At 69.7% G+C, this 15,980-nt stretch carries 14 protein-coding genes; 8 read left to right on the plus strand and 6 right to left on the minus strand.

The window, feature by feature from the left end; all coding sequences use genetic code 11:
- The first annotated feature begins 37 nt into the window (after positions 1-37).
- Complete coding sequence (locus NQV17_RS07090; protein ID WP_257770843.1) at positions 38-991, plus strand: LysR family transcriptional regulator; 954 nt, start codon at positions 38-40, stop codon at positions 989-991.
- Between the two features lie 174 nt (positions 992-1,165).
- On the opposite strand, the gene NQV17_RS07095 is transcribed toward NQV17_RS07090, so the two are convergent.
- The gene (locus NQV17_RS07095; RefSeq protein ID WP_257770845.1) at positions 1,166-1,822 is read right to left on the minus strand and encodes a TetR/AcrR family transcriptional regulator; all 657 of its coding nucleotides are present in this window, start codon (positions 1,820-1,822) and stop codon (positions 1,166-1,168) included.
- A gap of 88 nt (positions 1,823-1,910) precedes the next feature.
- Here NQV17_RS07095 and NQV17_RS07100 point away from each other — a divergent pair, with 88 nt between their 5' ends.
- From NQV17_RS07100 to NQV17_RS07110, 3 genes are read left to right on the plus strand one after another with little or no spacing between them, the layout of a single operon-like run.
- Positions 1,911-2,813 carry an SDR family oxidoreductase gene (locus NQV17_RS07100; RefSeq protein WP_257770847.1) on the plus strand — a complete coding sequence of 301 codons (903 nt, stop codon included), beginning with the start codon at positions 1,911-1,913 and terminating at the stop codon, positions 2,811-2,813.
- The gene (locus NQV17_RS07105) at positions 2,810-4,375 is read left to right on the plus strand and encodes an NAD(P)/FAD-dependent oxidoreductase (RefSeq protein WP_257770849.1); all 1,566 of its coding nucleotides are present in this window, start codon (positions 2,810-2,812) and stop codon (positions 4,373-4,375) included. The genes NQV17_RS07100 and NQV17_RS07105 overlap by 4 nt, the downstream gene beginning before the upstream one ends.
- 7 nt (positions 4,376-4,382) lie before the next feature.
- Entirely contained in the window at positions 4,383-5,369 is a 987-nt protein-coding gene (locus NQV17_RS07110) for an alpha/beta fold hydrolase (RefSeq protein ID WP_257770851.1), read from the plus strand.
- A gap of 40 nt (positions 5,370-5,409) precedes the next feature.
- Here NQV17_RS07110 and NQV17_RS07115 read toward each other — a convergent pair whose 3' ends face one another.
- Positions 5,410-5,808 carry a carboxymuconolactone decarboxylase family protein gene (locus NQV17_RS07115; protein ID WP_257770853.1) on the minus strand — a complete coding sequence of 133 codons (399 nt, stop codon included), beginning with the start codon at positions 5,806-5,808 and terminating at the stop codon, positions 5,410-5,412.
- Between the two features lie 377 nt (positions 5,809-6,185).
- On the minus strand, positions 6,186-7,148 hold the full coding sequence (locus NQV17_RS07120; RefSeq protein ID WP_257771223.1) for a highly repetitive protein: 963 nt from the start codon (positions 7,146-7,148) through the stop codon (positions 6,186-6,188).
- Here NQV17_RS07120 and NQV17_RS07125 point away from each other — a divergent pair.
- From NQV17_RS07125 to NQV17_RS07140, 4 genes are all read left to right on the plus strand, one after another.
- A complete protein-coding gene (locus tag NQV17_RS07125; RefSeq protein ID WP_257771225.1) occupies positions 7,132-8,325 on the plus strand; it encodes a collagen-like triple helix repeat-containing protein in 1,194 nt (397 codons plus the stop codon). The two genes, NQV17_RS07120 and NQV17_RS07125, sit on opposite strands and share 17 nt — an antisense overlap.
- A 120-nt stretch (positions 8,326-8,445) precedes the next feature.
- The gene (locus NQV17_RS07130) at positions 8,446-9,729 is read left to right on the plus strand and encodes an isoprenylcysteine carboxylmethyltransferase family protein (protein ID WP_257770855.1); all 1,284 of its coding nucleotides are present in this window, start codon (positions 8,446-8,448) and stop codon (positions 9,727-9,729) included.
- Positions 9,730-10,314: 585 nt separating this feature from the next.
- On the plus strand, positions 10,315-10,992 hold the full coding sequence (locus NQV17_RS07135; protein WP_257770857.1) for a histone acetyltransferase: 678 nt from the start codon (positions 10,315-10,317) through the stop codon (positions 10,990-10,992).
- A gap of 54 nt (positions 10,993-11,046) precedes the next feature.
- Entirely contained in the window at positions 11,047-11,619 is a 573-nt protein-coding gene (locus tag NQV17_RS07140; protein WP_257770859.1) for an NADPH-dependent FMN reductase, read from the plus strand.
- 30 nt (positions 11,620-11,649) lie between these two features.
- On the opposite strand, the gene NQV17_RS07145 is transcribed toward NQV17_RS07140, so the two are convergent.
- The 3 genes from NQV17_RS07145 to NQV17_RS07155 are packed head-to-tail and all read right to left on the minus strand — an operon-like array spanning position 11,650 to position 15,977.
- Positions 11,650-12,285: a DUF2894 domain-containing protein gene (locus tag NQV17_RS07145; protein ID WP_257770861.1), complete on the minus strand. Its 636-nt coding sequence runs from the start codon at positions 12,283-12,285 to the stop codon at positions 11,650-11,652.
- A complete protein-coding gene (locus NQV17_RS07150) occupies positions 12,282-12,926 on the minus strand; it encodes an OmpA family protein (protein ID WP_124487637.1) in 645 nt (214 codons plus the stop codon). Before NQV17_RS07150 ends, NQV17_RS07145 begins: the two co-directional genes overlap by 4 nt.
- 3 nt (positions 12,927-12,929) lie before the next feature.
- Positions 12,930-15,977 (minus strand): DUF802 domain-containing protein, encoded by a 3,048-nt coding sequence (locus NQV17_RS07155; RefSeq protein WP_257770866.1) that lies wholly within the window; start codon positions 15,975-15,977, stop codon positions 12,930-12,932.
- Positions 15,978-15,980: the final 3 nt, after the last annotated feature.

Below are 15,980 nucleotides of genomic sequence, written 5' to 3' on the forward strand. Positions count from 1 at the left end.
CGCTGAAACATTATCCGCTTCCATAGGACAATCGACGATGGCCGATCTGCGCGACGTGAACCTGAACCGGCTGGCGATCTTCGTCGCGGTGGTCGATGCCGGCTCGCTGACGGCCGCGGCCGAGCGGCTCGGCCTCGCGAAGACGGTCGTCAGCACGCACATGCAGCGCCTCGAATCCGAGGTCGGCGCGAACCTGCTGGTGCGCACCACGCGACGGCTGAGCGTGACCGATGCGGGGCGCGCGTTCTACGACGCGTGCCGCGACATCGTGCGCGCGACCGAAAGCGCGCTCGACGCGGTGTCGTCCGACGCCGGGCCGCTGCGCGGCACGCTGCGCGTGAGCGTGCCGATCGACTACGGCGCGCTGGTCGTCGCGCCGGCGATCGTCGCGCTGCGCGACGCGCATCCGGGGCTCGACGTCGAGCTGATCGCGAACGACCGCATCGCCGATCTCGTCGCGGACAATCTCGACGTCGCGATCCGCATCGGCCGCCTCGCGGATTCGAACTATCGCGCGGTGCAGCTCGGCGAGTACGAGAAATGGCTAGTCGCGAGCCCCGCGTTCGTCGCGCGGCACGGGCTGCCGCGCGACCCGGACGCGCTCGCCGCACTGCCGTTCGTGATGCTGTCGACGCTGTCGCGCCCGCATACGGTCGAACTCGACCACGCGCGCGGCGGCCATGCGTCGGTGCGTTGCGTCGCGCCGGTCGTGTCGAACACCGCGACGGCGTGCCGCGCGATCGCGCTCGCGGGCGGAGGCTTCGGGCTCCTGACGGATTTCTCGATCGCGGAGGACGTCGCGGCCGGCCGGCTCGTGCGGCTGCTGCCCGCGTGGCGCTCGGCGCGGGCCGGGATCCATGCGGTGTATCCGTCGACGCGGCTGCCGTCGCCGAAGGTGCGCGCGTTCATCGATGCGATGAAGGCAAGGATCGCGGCAACGGCCGCCGCGCCGCGTGTGCGCGCGACACGGGCGCGACGCGCCGACGATTGAAGGGGCAACCGCGCATCACATGAACTTCGCGTAGCAGCGCTTTGTTGCGGCACTTTCGCGTATTGAATCCCTTCTGGTTCAGGCTCGACGCGAATTCGCGTTCCCGCGCGAATGCCTTGCAGCTACGCACGGCGTTCGCGCGACGGCGCACGACATGCACGCGCTCCCGACCGCCTACCCCCCTTCCCGCAACGTCCCCAGCAGCACCTTCCTGCAACTCGCGACCATCTGCGCCTCCGGGTCGCGATACCCGGTGAGCAGCCACGCCGCGCCGACGTTCGTCATCGCGCCGACCAGCGCGAGCCCGACGAGCCGCTGCTCGGTGCGCTCGGCGGGTGTCGTGGCCTCGCGCGCCGCGCCGATCGCCATGATCAGCTTGCCGAAGTCGAGCAGCATCCGCTGGTACGTCATGTCGGTATCGGCGCTCACGCCCATCACCTCGAGCAGCAGCACGCGCGCCGCGCACGGATCGCGCAGGAAGCCGAAGAACGCGGCGAGCCCCGCGTCGACGCTTTCGCGCAGATCGCCGCCGCGCTCGGCCACCGCGCGTGCGACCGCGTCGTGCAGTTGCTGCGCGTGATGCAGGTAGGTGCAGCGCAGCAGATCCTCGGTGCTGTCGAACGCCGCATAGAAATATCGGTCGTTGAGCTTCGCTTCCTGGCAGATCGACCGCACGGTCGCCTTGCGGAAGCCGACCGTGCCGAACACGCGCGTCGCCGCGCGGATCAGTGCATCGCGCCGCTCGGCGGCCCGCACCTCGGGCGCCACGCCGCCGTACGCCCGGCCCCGTTTTTCCGTTTCGAGTGCTTTCTCCATTTCGTTATTTGACATCAGGACACCCGAAAACTAAAGTGGTGACGAATAACACCACAATAGGCACGCCGCCGATGCAGCGCAAGCGGAACGGGAGGAACGACGCATGAAGGGGTTTTCCGGCAAGGTCGCCGCGATCACGGGTGCCGGTTCGGGCATGGGCCGCAGCCTCGCGGTCGAGCTCGCGCGGCGCGGCTGCGAGGTGGCGCTCGCCGACGTCAACGATGTCGGGCTCGCCGGCACCGCGGCCGCGTGCGCGAAGCACGGCGTGCGCACGAGCACGCGGCGGCTCGACGTCGCCGACCGCGACGCGGTGTTCGCGTGGGCCGGTTTCGTGCGCGTCGAACACGGCAAGGTCAACCTGGTCTTCAACAACGCGGGCGTGTCGCTGGCCGCGAGCGCCGAGACTGCGCGCATCGCCGATCTCGAATGGATCGTCGGCATCAACTTCTGGGGCGTCGTGCACGGCACGCAGGCGTTCCTGCCGCACCTGCGCGCGTCGGGCGACGGGCACGTGATCAACACGTCGAGCCTGTTCGGGCTCGTCGCGATGCCGACGCAGAGCGCGTACAACGCGACTAAGTTCGCGGTGCGCGGCTTCACCGAGGCGCTGCGGATGGAACTCGAACTCGACGGCGCACCGGTCAGCGCGACCTGCGTGCATCCGGGCGGCGTCGCGACCAACATCGTCGACGCGAGCCGCGTCGACACCAGCATCCACGCGCTCACGGGCCAGGACGAAGCGACCCACCGCCGCCAGGCGAACCGCCTGATCAACGCGACGACGGCCGACGACGCCGCGCGGCAGATTCTCGCCGGCGTCGAGCGCAATGCGCGCCGCGTGCTGGTCGGCGCCGACGCGCGCCGCCTCGACAAGCTCGCGCGCCTGCTCGGCGCCGGCTACCAGCGGCTGCTGCTGCGCCACGTGCGCCGCGCCCGCGCACGCAATCTCGACCGCGCGTCGGCGCCCGCCGCGCTCTCGCCCCACCCGACCAAGGACCCCGCATGACCTCGACGACGACGACCGACCGGCGCGACGCGCCGTCCGCCTCGGGCGACGCCCATGACCTCGACGTGCTGATCGTCGGCGCCGGCCTGTCCGGCATCGGCGCCGCCTATCACCTGAAAAAGCGCTGCCCGCATGCGAGCGTCGCGATCGTCGAGGCGCGTGACGCGATCGGCGGCACCTGGGACCTGTTCCGCTATCCCGGCGTCCGTTCGGACTCCGACATGTTCACGCTCGGCTACAGCTTCCGCCCGTGGCACAGCGACAAGGCGATCTCGGACGGCCAGACGATCCTCGACTACATCCGCGACACCGCGCGCGCGTACGGCATCGACAAGACGATCCGCTACGGCCAGAAAGTGGTCGCGGCCGACTGGGATTCGAACCGCGCGCGCTGGACGGTGCGCATCGAGCGCACGCGGGACGGCGCGCTCGACACGCTGGTCTACACGTGCCGCTTCCTCTACATGTGCAGCGGCTATTACGACTACGACGGCGGCTACCTGCCCGACTGGGCCGGCATGGAATCGTTCGAAGGCCGGATCGTGCATCCGCAGCAATGGCCGAAAGACCTGTCGTACGCGAACCGGCGCGTCGTCGTGATCGGCAGCGGCGCGACGGCCGTCACGCTGGTGCCGTCGATGGCGGCCGATGCGAAACACGTGACGATGCTGCAGCGTTCGCCGACCTACATCGTGTCGCTGCCCGCCCGCGACAGGATCGCGAACGCGTTGCGCCGCGTGCTGCCATCGCGGCTCGCGCACCGGATCGTGCGCATGAAGAACGTACTGCTGACGATGTACCTGTACAACGTGTCGCGCCGCAAGCCCGAGCGGACGAAGCGGTTCATCATCCGCGCGGCCGGCAGGCAGCTGGGCCCCGATTTCGACGTCGCGAAGCACCTGACGCCGCGCTACATGCCGTGGGACCAGCGCGTGTGCCTCGTGCCGAACGGCGACCTGTTCACGTCGATCCGCGCGGGCCGCGCATCGATCGTCACCGACGAGATCGAGCGCTTCACGCCGACCGGCCTGAAGCTGAAAAGCGGCCAGCAGCTCGACGCGGACGTGATCGTCACCGCGACCGGGCTGAAGGTGAAGCTGCTCGGCGGCGCACGCGTCACGGTCGACGGCCGCGCGGTCGATTTGCCGCAGACCGTGTCCTACAAAGGCATGATGTACAGCGACGTGCCGAACCTCGCGTCGTCGTTCGGTTACACGAACGCGTCGTGGACGCTGAAGGCCGAGCTGATCGCGCGCTACGTGTGCCGGCTGCTCAACCACATGCGCGCGAACGGCTACGACACCTGTGTGCCGCGGCTCGGGGCCGGTGACCTCGGCGACGTGCCGGCGGTGAACCTGAGCTCGGGCTACATCCAGCGCGCGGCCGGCATCCTGCCGAAGCAGGGGCACCGCAAGCCGTGGAAGTTCCACCAGAACTACGTGCTCGATCTCGCGTCGCTGAAGTTCAGCGGGCTCGCCGATTCGGCCATGCAGTTCGAACGCCGCGCGAAAGCCGGCCCGGCCGCCGCGCCGGTCGCCGAACCCGTATTCGAAACCCGTTGAGGCCGACATGAGCCATACGCTTCACCTGATCCAGAACGTGCTGCTCGGCGTCGTCGCGATGCTCGCCGCGCTCGCGCTGTTTTCCGGCTACGTCGCGCGTCGCGTGACGCGCGCGTTTCCGCCCGAAGGCCGCTTCGTCGACATCGGCGGCGACCACATCCACTACGTCGAGTACGGCAGCGGGCCGCCGCTCGTGTTCGTGCACGGGCTCGCCGGGCAGATGCGCAACTTCGCGTACCTGCCGCTCACGCGGCTCGCGCAGCACCATCGCGTGATCCTCGTCGACCGGCCCGGCGCCGGCCGCTCGCTGCGCGGCGCAAGTTCGCAGGCGAACGTGTTCGCGCAGGCCCGCACGATCGCCGCGTTCATCGACGCGCTGAAGCTCGACCGGCCCGTGCTCGTCGGCCATTCGCTCGGCGGCGCGATCGCGCTCGCGGTCGGGCTCGACCATCCGGAGCGCGTGAGCCGGCTCGCGCTGATCGCGCCGCTGTCGCACGAGCAGACCGAGCCGCCGGCACCGTTCAAGCCGCTGATGCTGCCGTCGCCGCTGGTGCGCCGCTTCGTGTCGTGGACCTTCGCGATCCCGCTGACGATCCTGACCGGCCGCAAGGCCGTCGATCAGGTATTCGCGCCGGAAGCCGTACCGCGCGACTTCCCGGTGAAGGGCGGCGGGCTGCTCGGGCTGCGGCCGCACGTGTTCTACGCGACGGCGACCGACCTGCTGTCGGCGCCCGTCGACCTGCCCGCGATGGTGCGCCGCTACGCGGACCTCGCGCTGCCGGTCGACGTGCTGTACGGCCGCGCCGATCCGATCCTGAACTGGCGCACGCACGGCGAAGCGCTCGCGCAGAAGTCGGCGCGCGTGCGGTTGAAGGTCGTCGAAGGCGGGCACATGCTGCCGGTCACGATTCCCGACGCAACGGCGGACTGGCTGCTCGAAGTCGCCGCCGCGCCGGTCGAGGCGCCGGCGCAGGGCGCGCACGTCGAGCATTGAGCGTCGGCGGGCCTGCCGGCCGCGCCACGGCGCGCGCCGGTCAGGCTTCGTCGTCGGGCAGCGACAGCCCGAGCTCCACGATGACCTCGCGCGCGCTGCGGAACGCCTCGACCGCCGCCGGCGCGCCCGCGTACAGCGCGCTGTGCAGCAGCACCTCGCGGATCTCGACGAGGCTCGCGCCGTTGTTGAGCGCGCCACGCACGTGGCCCTTCAGTTCCGTGCCGCGGCCGAGCGCCGCCAGCATCGCGCACGTACAGAGGCTGCGCGTCTTCAGGTCGATGCCGCCGCGCTGCCACGTGCTGCCCCACGCGTGCTCGTTCAGCCAGTTCTGCAGCGGACGCGAAAAACCGTCGAGGTCGCGCATCGCGCGCTCGACGAATGCCTCGCCCATGACTTCGGTGCGGCGCGCCTTGCCCTGTTCCCTGTCCTGTTCGCTCATGTCGTGTCCTGTCTGAAGTCGTGGCCGCTTCGGCGTCGCCGCCGGCCGGGTGGGTTCGCGTCATGTTCGCGGCGCGCGAGTGTTTCGTCAAAGAACGTGCCCTCGGGGCGCGGCCGGCTGCGTCACACGCGGAACACCGGGCCGAACGCTACGTAACATCCAGCCCGGCGTTACGGCACCTTACGGGAACATCACGGCGCGCACAGCGGCGCAACCGGCGCGCCCGTCACGCGAAACCCCCACTCCTCCGTTTAAATCGCGCCGATATTCCCGATTCCCGCAACAAAGCGCCGGCGCATTGCACGGAAGATGTCATGGCGCGGAATTTGCAGTAATGGCCCGGACACAACTTCCAATGTCGAGGCCACCATGCACCATTACTTAAAGAAGACGACGGTATCGCTGGCCGTCCTGTCGCTGCTCTCACTGTATGGCTGCGGCTCGGTCGACGGGCCGGTCACGCCGTCGATCAAGCCGAGCACGTCGGGGACGTCCGGGACTTCGGGGACCTCCGGATTGTCCGGCGGCGGCTCGTCGGGTACATCCGGCGGCGGTAGTTCGGGGACTTCGGGTTCGTCGGGGACTTCCGGCACGTCAGGCACCTCCGGTACTTCCGGCACCTCCGGCACGTCGGGCACTTCCGGTACTTCGGGCACCTCCGGTACTTCGGGCACTTCCGGCACGTCGGGCACTTCCGGTACGTCAGGCACCTCCGGTACTTCGGGCACCTCCGGTACTTCGGGTACTTCGGGTACTTCGGGTACGTCGGGCACTTCCGGTACGTCGGGCACCTCCGGCACGTCGGGCACTTCCGGTACGTCGGGCACTTCCGGCACGTCGGGCACTTCCGGCACGTCAGGCACCTCCGGTACGTCGGGCACCTCCGGCACGTCGGGCACTTCCGGCACGTCAGGCACCTCCGGCACGTCAGGCACCTCCGGTACGTCAGGCACCTCCGGTACGTCAGGCACCTCCGGTACGTCGGGCACCTCCGGCACGTCGGGCACCTCCGGTACGTCAGGCACCTCCGGTACGTCGGGCACCTCCGGCACGTCGGGCACCTCCGGTACTTCGGGCACTTCCGGTACGTCGGGCACCTCCGGCACGTCGGGCACTTCCGGCACGTCGGGCACTTCCGGTACGTCAGGCACGTCCGGTACGTCAGGCACGTCCGGTACGTCGGGCACTTCCGCCACCCCGCTCGGCAACGTCCTCCAGCAAACCGGCACGCTCGTCACGGCACTGGGCACGACGGTCGCGAACGGCGGGTCGCAGATCGGCGGCGTACAAGTCCCCGGCACGAACCCGACGACGGCCACCAGCATCGGCAACGCGGTCACCAGCCTCGGCAACGGCGTGCAGTCGCTCGGCAGCGGCGTCGCGGCCGGCCTCGGCTCGATCGGCGTGTCGCCGAACCCACTCGGCCCGACGCTCACGTCGACCACCGGCCTGCTGACCGGCGCTGGCGGCGCCGTCAACAACCTCGGCAACGCGGTGACGAGCCTCGGCACCGGCCCGCTGGCGCCGCTCGCGCCGGCGACGACCCTGGTCGGCAGTCTCGTCAACACGGTCGGCACCGCGGTCAACTCGACCGCATCGGCGCTCAACACGGCGCTGAACAGCGCGCCGGTCCAGCAACTCGAGACGCAACTCGGCAGCGTGATCAACCCGATCACCAACACGCTGACCGGCGGCGTCACGACGCCGGGCGCCACGCAGACGCTCGGCAACGCGACCCTGCTCGGTGCCCCGCTCAGCGGCCTGCTGAACACGCTCGGTAGCGGCCTCGGCCTCGCCGGTACGCAGGTTGGCAGCGCGACCGGCAACCCGGTCGGCACGAGCGCCGGCAGCAGCGTGTCCCAGCTCGGCAACACGGTGTCGTCGACCGGCGGCCTGCTGTCCAGCGGCAGTTCCAGCAGCGGCACCAACCCGCTCGCCCCGATCACGGGCGTACTCGGTTCGCTGACGGGCGCCGTTGGCGGCGGCAGCAGTTCGAGCGGCTCCGGCGGCACCAGCGGCACGAGCGGCACCAGCGGCGGCCCGCTCGCGCCGATCACGGGCCTGCTCGGCACGGTGACGGGTGCGCTCGGCGGCCTCGGTTCGAGCGGTACGGGCGGCACCAGCGGTACGAGCGGTACCAGCAGCTCGGGCGCCGGTAGCCTGCTGGCACCGATCACCGGCCTCGTCAACTCGCTGACGCCGCTTGGCACAAGTCTCACCGGCACGGTCACGACGCCGGGCGGCAACCTGACCGGCAACCTCGGCGGTGCGCTGACGAGCGGCCCGGTCGGCACGCTGACGGGCTCGCTGACGTCGGCGGCCGGCACGCTCGGCGCAGTCGGCACGGCCAGCCCGAGCGGCGCGGCCGGCACGGTGACGACGCCGTCCGGCAGCGGCACCGTCACGGCCGGCCTGACCGGCAGTTCGAACGGCGGCACCGCGGCTGGCGCGACCAACCTGCTGGCACCGGTGACGAACCTGCTCGGCGGCCTGCTCGGCACCGCCCCGAAGAAGTAACGCGTCACGTATCAGAACCACAGGCCAATGGCCGGGCACATACCAATCCAAAGCCCGGCCGACGGCCGGCGCCACCCGCCAAGCGGGGGCGCCGGCCGTCATCCCGACGAGGATCCGATCATGAATTCCACGCTCGACGGCATCGTCGCGGTCCAGGACCGCCCGCCCCGTTCCGCCACACCGTTCCGCGCCGGCCTGCTCGGCATCGCGGCCGGTCTCTTCGCGCTGTGGATCACGCGCGACCAGCCGAGCCTCGATGCGGCCACGCGCGCGGTCATCGCCAGCCTCGCGATCATCGGCACGATCGCGCTGCACGAAATCTTCATCTCGCGCGTCTACCTGCGCCCGAGCGCGGGACTGTCGCGCCAGCCCGTGCGCCCGCTCGGGCTCGTTCGCGTCGCGACGCGGCTCGGCGCGCTGACGTCGATCTACGCCGGCATCGCCGCGATCTACTGGCTGCTGCCCGAATATCACGGCGCGTTCTACCTGCCGTTCTGGTCGCTGCTGCGCTCGCTCGCGCCGTACGTGATCGTCGCCGCGCCGTTCTACTTCGCGTGGATGGATCGGCACCAGCGCGAGACCGACGACGCGTACCTGCTGTGGGGCCGCTACCTGTTCCGCCGCGAGCCGCCCGCGAACTGGCAGCCCGTGCGCGAGATGCTCGCCGGCTGGGGCGTGAAGGCGTTCTTCCTGCCGCTGATGACGGTCTACCTGTCGAAGGACGCCGATCACCTGAGCGCATCGCTTGCGCACGCAGTGAACGCGCCGATGACGATCGCGACCTTCGTGTTCCTGTACGACCTGTCGTTCACGATGGACCTGATGTTCGGCACCGTCGGCTACCTGTGCACGTTCCGCATCCTCGACAGCCACGTGCGCACCGTCGAGCCGACCACGCTCGGCTGGGTCGCCGCGCTGATGTGCTACCAGCCGTTCTGGTCGCTGATCTCGAACAACTACATCCGCTACGAAGGCTCGCTGTTCTGGGACAACTGGCTGCTGTCCGCGCCGACGCTGCGCGTGATCTGGGGCGCGGCGATCATCCTGCTGCTGATGACCTATGCGCTGTCGACGATCTCGTTCGGGCTGCGTTTCTCGAACCTCACGAACCGCGGGATCATCACGTCGGGCCCGTATCGTTTCACGAAGCATCCGGCGTACATCACGAAGAACCTGTCGTACTGGATGGTGTCGGTGCCGTTCGTCGAGCCGCTCGGCTGGCAGGTCGGGCTGATGCACTGCGCAGGGCTCGTCGCGGTCAATCTGATCTACTACACGCGGGCGAAGACGGAGGAACGTCATTTGATGCGTGATCCTGACTATCGCGCGTATGCGGAATGGATCGCGCAGCATGGGTTGTTCGCGCGGATCAGGCAGGCGTTCGGGGTGCGGAAGGCGGGGTGAGGCGGCGGCGCGACGAGATCGCCGCAACCACCGGGTGAAGAAGGTCGTTGCGGCTCAGCGATCCGTGGACGGGCCCGCTCCCATGAGCAAATCCTGATGAAGTTCGTTTGCCGTGAAGTGTGTGTAATTTCGAGACAAACGCCGGCAAGCGACATCGACACGCCCGCCCCTTGCGACCGATTGTCGCGAAACACCCCCGATTCCCGCGTTTCGGCGCTTTTCTCCCGCCGTCCGGTTGCCCGCCTCGTGCCCGTCGCGTATGGTGCTGACCGTCCGCGCGCCTGCCGCCCGGACCTTCGACCGTCGTCCCGCACGACGGCCGCGCGGGCCGTGCCCGCCATCACCGTCTCCGCGGCACCGCCGTTCGGCGCCGCGCGTACATGAGGAGAGAGGCGTGATCCACAAAGTCCTGATCCTGTTCGCACTCTGCATCGCGGGCCTCGCCGCGATCGCCGCCGGTTTCCAGCACATCCCCAGCTGATTCGCGGCCCCGGCTCGCACGTCGAGCCCGGGGGCCGCTGCCATTTCCTTTCCCGCTTGCGATGAACCCCTTTCTCGATGCGCCCGGGACGGGCGCCTTTTGCCATGCGTATCGACGTACAGCATTCCCAGCACGACATCGACGATGAACTCGACACGCTCCATGCGCGTCTGCACCAGCCGGGCGATCGCCTGCACGGCCTGCCGGCCGTCGCGCTCGGCGACTCGGGCCTGATCGTCCGCCACCGCGAGGCCGACGGCGAATATTTCCTTTACGTCGAGGATCCGTCGGCCCGGCAGTTCGCCGGCTACACGATCTTCAACCGGCTTCCCGAACTGCCGCGCCGCGCGGACCGCTACCTGCGCGCGCCGCATACGCGGCTGCGCGGGTCCGCGCAACGCAAGGGGCTTGCGACGACGCTGTATCGATGGGGACTCGACGCGGGTCTCTGCCTGATCAGTGGCGCACGCCAGTCGGTCGGCGCGGCGCAGCTGTGGACCGCGCTCGCGCACGACTACCGGCACGGCTTCGTCGACGTCGAAGGCCGCGCGCTGCGCTATCTCGGCGAAATCGTCGCGGACGACGTGTACGGTGCGCTGCATACGCGCCGCCTGTTGCTCGGCAATGGATGGACACTCGGTGACCTGGCACGGGCAACCGGGATGCGCGACACGGTTGCCGCCCAGCGTCAGGACACGCAGTTGCCGCGGGACGGACGCGAATCGCATCACCTGCGCCGCGTCGCTGACGCACGGCACGTTGCTCACGCGCCGATGCGATAATCCGGCGGATCCGCGCGCCGTCGCCGCGCAAGACTCCCACCCCTACGCTCCTCGATGACTACCGAACCCCGAACCGATTCCGAGCACCGCATCGACATCGTCGCACTGTGCGGCAGCCTGCGTGCGCAGTCGTGCAACGCTGCGCTGCTGGACGCAGCCGCCCGCGTTGCGCCGCGCGGGATGCGCATCACGCGTTTCGATCGTCTCGGCGAGTTTCCGCTGTTCAACCCCGATATCGAAGATCCGTCGCCGGCCGCGGTGCGCGACCTGATCGAGCGGCTGAACGCCGCAGACGGCGTGCTGATCGCGAGCCCGGAATACGCGCACGGCGTGACGGGCGTGATGAAGAACGCGCTGGACTGGATCGTGGGATGCGAGGCCGTCGTGTACAAGCCGGTCGCTGTATTGAACGCGTCGCCGCGCGCGACGCATGCGGACGCGGCGCTGCGGGAAACGCTGTCGGTGATGTCGGCGTGCATCGTCGAGCGCGCGTCGATCGCGCTGCCGATCCTCGGCAGCCGGCTCGACGCGGCGGCCATCGCCGCGCATCCACCGTTCGCATCGGCGCTGACCGACGCGTTGCACGCGCTGCGCGCGGCGATCGACGAGCAGGCGACCGCTCGCTAGACAACGATCGGCGCGACGCAAGCGCGTGCGTTATCGCACCTTGGTGCGCGTAGTCTTCTTCGCCGGTTTCAGCGTCTTCGCGGCTTTCGCGCGCGGCGCCTCCTTCTCCGGCTGCGCGCCGCCGCCGGCCAGATCCTCGAGCCATGCCAGCGCATCGATGTACGACAGGAACTGCTGCAGGTATTCCGGCGACAGCTCGCGCATCGTCGCGAGCGACCGGTGCACGAGGCTGTTCGAATTGAGCGGTCCCGCGTTGCGCGGCACCTGGTCGAGCGACTGGCGGTACTGCTGTTCGGTGCGGACCCTCGACCACATCGCGCGGAAGTAGTCGATCAGCGCGGGATCGATCCCGCGCCGGTCAGCCTGTGCATCGCGCGCGAGGCGCTCGACGAGCCCGCCTATCGCACCACGCGCAGGCGCCTGCGCGTTCGCTTGCGCCGCCGAGCTGGCGGCTGCCGCTTCACCAGCTCGCGCGACGATCTGCGCAAACCCTTCCAGCAGCATCGCGAGCCGCGCGTCGAGCAACGCGCGCGCATCGCCGTCGAGCGCGGCCGCGCGCTTCTCGAGCGCGTCGAGCCGATGGAAGCGCACCGGATCGAGCCGGTCGGCGCCCTGCTCGCGCCACGCGTCGAGCGTCGCGCGCACGTGCGTCGCGTCGTCCGTCACTTCGCCTTCCCTCCGCTCGACGCGGTCTTGCGCGGCACCGGCGCGATCTCCACGCGACGGTTCTTCGCGCGGCCTTCATCGTCCGCATTCGAGCTGACCGGCTGCTCGGAGCCGAACGCGGCCGCGAACACCGACTTCGCCGGCACGCCGGCGTCGATCAGCGCACGCGTGACCGTCAGCGCGCGCTTGGCCGACAGTTCCCAGTTGTCCGCAAACTGGCGGTTGCCGGCGCGCACCTGCTGGTCGTCGGCGAAGCCGCTGATCATCAGGATCTCGTCGCGCGTCGTCAGGTAGGCGGCCAGCGGCGCAGCCAGCGTCTTCAACAGGTCGCGACCCTCGGGCTGCAACTGGTCGGAGTTCAGCGCGAACAGCACGTTGCCGCTGATGCCGATGCGGCCGTTCACGAGTGTCACGCGGCCGGCCGCGAGCGGCCCGGCCAGCGCCTCCTCGAGCGACTTGCGCTGCTGCGCTTCCTGCTGGCGCGCGCGCACCGCTTCCTCGAGCTTCGACGTGAGCTGCAACTGCATGCCGATCACGCCGACGAGGACCAGCACGAATGCGCCGAGCAGCACCGACATCAGGTCGGCGAACGCGGGCCACACCGGCGCGGAAGGCGCGCCGTCGTCGATTTCGTCGTGCATGCGTTACGCTCCGACCGATGCCCGCCGACCGGCGATCTGCTGCAGGTCCTCGACGATCTGCTTCTGCGACATCATGCTCAGGTCGATCACCTCGCGCGCCTGCGCGACGTAGTACTCGAGCTGCTCGTCGCTGCGCGCGAGCGATTTCTCGAGCGCGGCCTCGATGCGTTGCAGGTGGTTCAGCAGCTTGTCGTTCGACTCGCCGAACACCTGCACGGCCGCGCCGAATGCATCGCCGAGGCTCGCGACCTCGACCGCACCGGCCGTGACCTGTGCGGCGACCGAATCGAGCTTGCGCGTTTCGGCATCGACGGCGTCGTTGAAGCGCGCGCCGACACGCTCGAGCAGGTCGGCCGACGTGCTGACGAGCGCGTCGATCGCGGTGCGCTGTTCGGTCGACGCGTGATTGACCGCGCCGAGCAGCGTCTCGAGCGTCGCGAGCAGGCGGCTGCGCTCCTCGAGCATCGCGGTGTCGCGCACCATGCTGTCGGACAGGCGCTGGCGCAGTTCGGCGACGACGTCGGCCGCGGCCTTCGGCGCTTCCGATGCGGCCTGCACGAGGCGCGAGATCTCGTTGATCGTGTCGCTTGCATGCACCTGCGCCTGCGCGGTGATGTCGTTCGCGGTGCGGGTCAGCGTGTCGCAGATGTCCTGCTGGCGCGTCGCGGCCTGCGCGCTCGTCTGCGCCCATTCGTCGCGCAGCGCGGCGGCCATCGCGGCGAGCGAGTCGTTCCATGCGGACAGGCGTTCTTCGTCGCGCGCGGCCAGTTGCGTTTGCAGGCCGGCGTGCGAATCGCGGATCGTCGACAGCAGGTCGTTCGAGCGTTGTTCGAACGTGGAAGCTTGTGCCGCCAGATCGCGCGTCGTTTGTGCGAGTGCGTCGCAGATTGCCTGCTGACGGCCCGCGCTGTGTACGCCCGCGCGCTGCCACTCTTCGCCGAGCTTCGCCGCCATCGCGGCCAGCGAATCGTTCCATGCGGACAGGCGTTCCTCGTCGCGTGCCGCGAGTTGCGTCTGCAAGCCCGTATGCGAATCGCGGATCGTCGACAACAGGTCGTTCGAACGTTGCTCGAACGTCGCGGCTTGTGCGGTCAGATCGCGCGTCGTTTGTGCGAGTGCGTCGCAGATTTCCTGCTGACGGCCCGCACTGTGCACGCCCGCGCGCTGCCACTCGTCGCCAAGCTTCGTCGCCATCGCGGCGAGCGAGTCGTTCCATGCGGACAGACGTTCCTCGTCGCGCGCGGCCAGTTGCGTTTGCAGCCCCGTGTGCGAATCGCGGATCGTCGACAGCAGATCGTTCGAACGTTGTTCGAACGTAGACGCCTGTGCCGCGAGATCGCGCGTCGTTTGCGCCAGCGCATCGCAGATTTCCTGCTGACGGCCCGCGCTGTGCACGCCGGCACGCTGCCATTCGTCGCCGAGCTTCGTCGCCATTGCGGCCAGCGAGTCGTTCCATGCGGACAGACGTTCCTCGTCGCGTGCCGCGAGTTGCGTTTGCAGCCCCGTGTGCGAGTCGCGGATCGTCGACAGCAAATCGCTCGAACGTTGTTCGAACGTAGACGCCTGTGCCGCGAGATCGCGCGTCGTTTGCGCCAGCGCATCGCAGATTTCCTGCTGACGGCCCGCGCTGTGCGCGCTCGCGCGCTGCCATTCGTCGCCGAGCTTCGCGGCCATCGCCGTCAGCGATGCATTCCACGCCGCCAGGCGTTCCTCGTCGCGCGCGGCCAGTTGCGTCTGCAGCCCCGCATGCGACTCGCGCATCGCGGCGAGCGCCGCGCCCGAATGCCGCTCGAAGGTCGCGGCGGCTTCGCCGAGCGCCTGCGCATGCTGGCCGGCCAGCGTCGCGCCGACCTGCTCCTGGCGCGCGAGCGCATCGCGCCACGCGTCGGACAGCCGGCTTTCGGTCGATTCGAGGCGCGTCGCGACGCCGTCGAGCAGGTCCGTCGACCGCTGCGCGAAGGTGTCGGTGAACTGGCCGAGCGTCGTCTGCAATTGCTGCGCGACGGCGTCGCCCGCGCAGCGCTGCTCGTCGAGCGCGCGGTTCCAGACGGCCGTCACGTTCCCGGTGGTCTTCTCGAAACCGTCGGTCAGCCCGTCGAGCTGACGCTGCACGGCGCCCGTCACGGTGTCGCGCAACGCGGCCATCTCCTGCGCGAGCCCCGTCATCGTCGCCGCGACGACCGGCTGCAGCGCGGCACCGGCCACCCGTGCGCTTTCGGCGGCGCTTTCCTTCAGCGCATCGCCGACGTTCGACGCCAGGCCCGCATACGCGCGCTCGGTCCGATCGAAGAACGCCTGCTGGCTTTCGATCTGGCGATCGTGCAGCGCGACGCTGCGCGCCTCGAGCGTCGTCATCATCGTCTGCAGCCGGTCGACCAGGGCCGGCATCACGTCGGCCTGGCGCTGCAGCAGCCGGAAGGATTCGTCGCGCTGGTGTGCGGACGAATGCACGCGCAGCGTCGTCGCGATCTTCGCGTCGAGTTGCTGGCCCGCGTCGAGCCGTTCGCGGCGCACGAGCGCGGACAGGAGGCCGAGCATCGCCGACGTCGCGACGCCCGCGATCGACGTGCCGAACGCGAAGCCGAGGCCCTTCACCGGCGCGATCAGCGACGCGCGGATCGCATCGAGATCGGTCGCGCTTTCGAGCGCGGCGCCCGTGCCCTTCAGCGTGACGACCATCCCGAGCAGCGTGCCGAGCATGCCGAGCAGCACGAGCAGGCCGACCAGATACGGCGTCAGCGACGGGCCCGGCAGCGCGACGCGCGCGCCTTCGACGCGCGCCCGCACGGCGCCGCGCAGGCCCGCGGGCAGCGTGTCGAGCCAGGTGTCGAGCTGCGCCGGCGGTTCGGTCAGCCCGGCCACCGCGCGCGACAGCGTGGCGGTCGCCTGCCGGTAGCGCCGCAGTTCCCACGCACCGGCGACGTAGCACGCGCCGATCAGCAGCGTGACGGCCGTCGCGAGCGGGTTCGACGCGACATAGCCGACGCCGATCCAGCACACTGCGAGCAGGCCGGCGATGAAGACAACGAGATCAAGACGAATTCTGGACATAGC

This window comes from Burkholderia sp. SCN-KJ, from assembly GCF_024656005.1.
Lineage (GTDB): Bacteria > Pseudomonadota > Gammaproteobacteria > Burkholderiales > Burkholderiaceae > Burkholderia.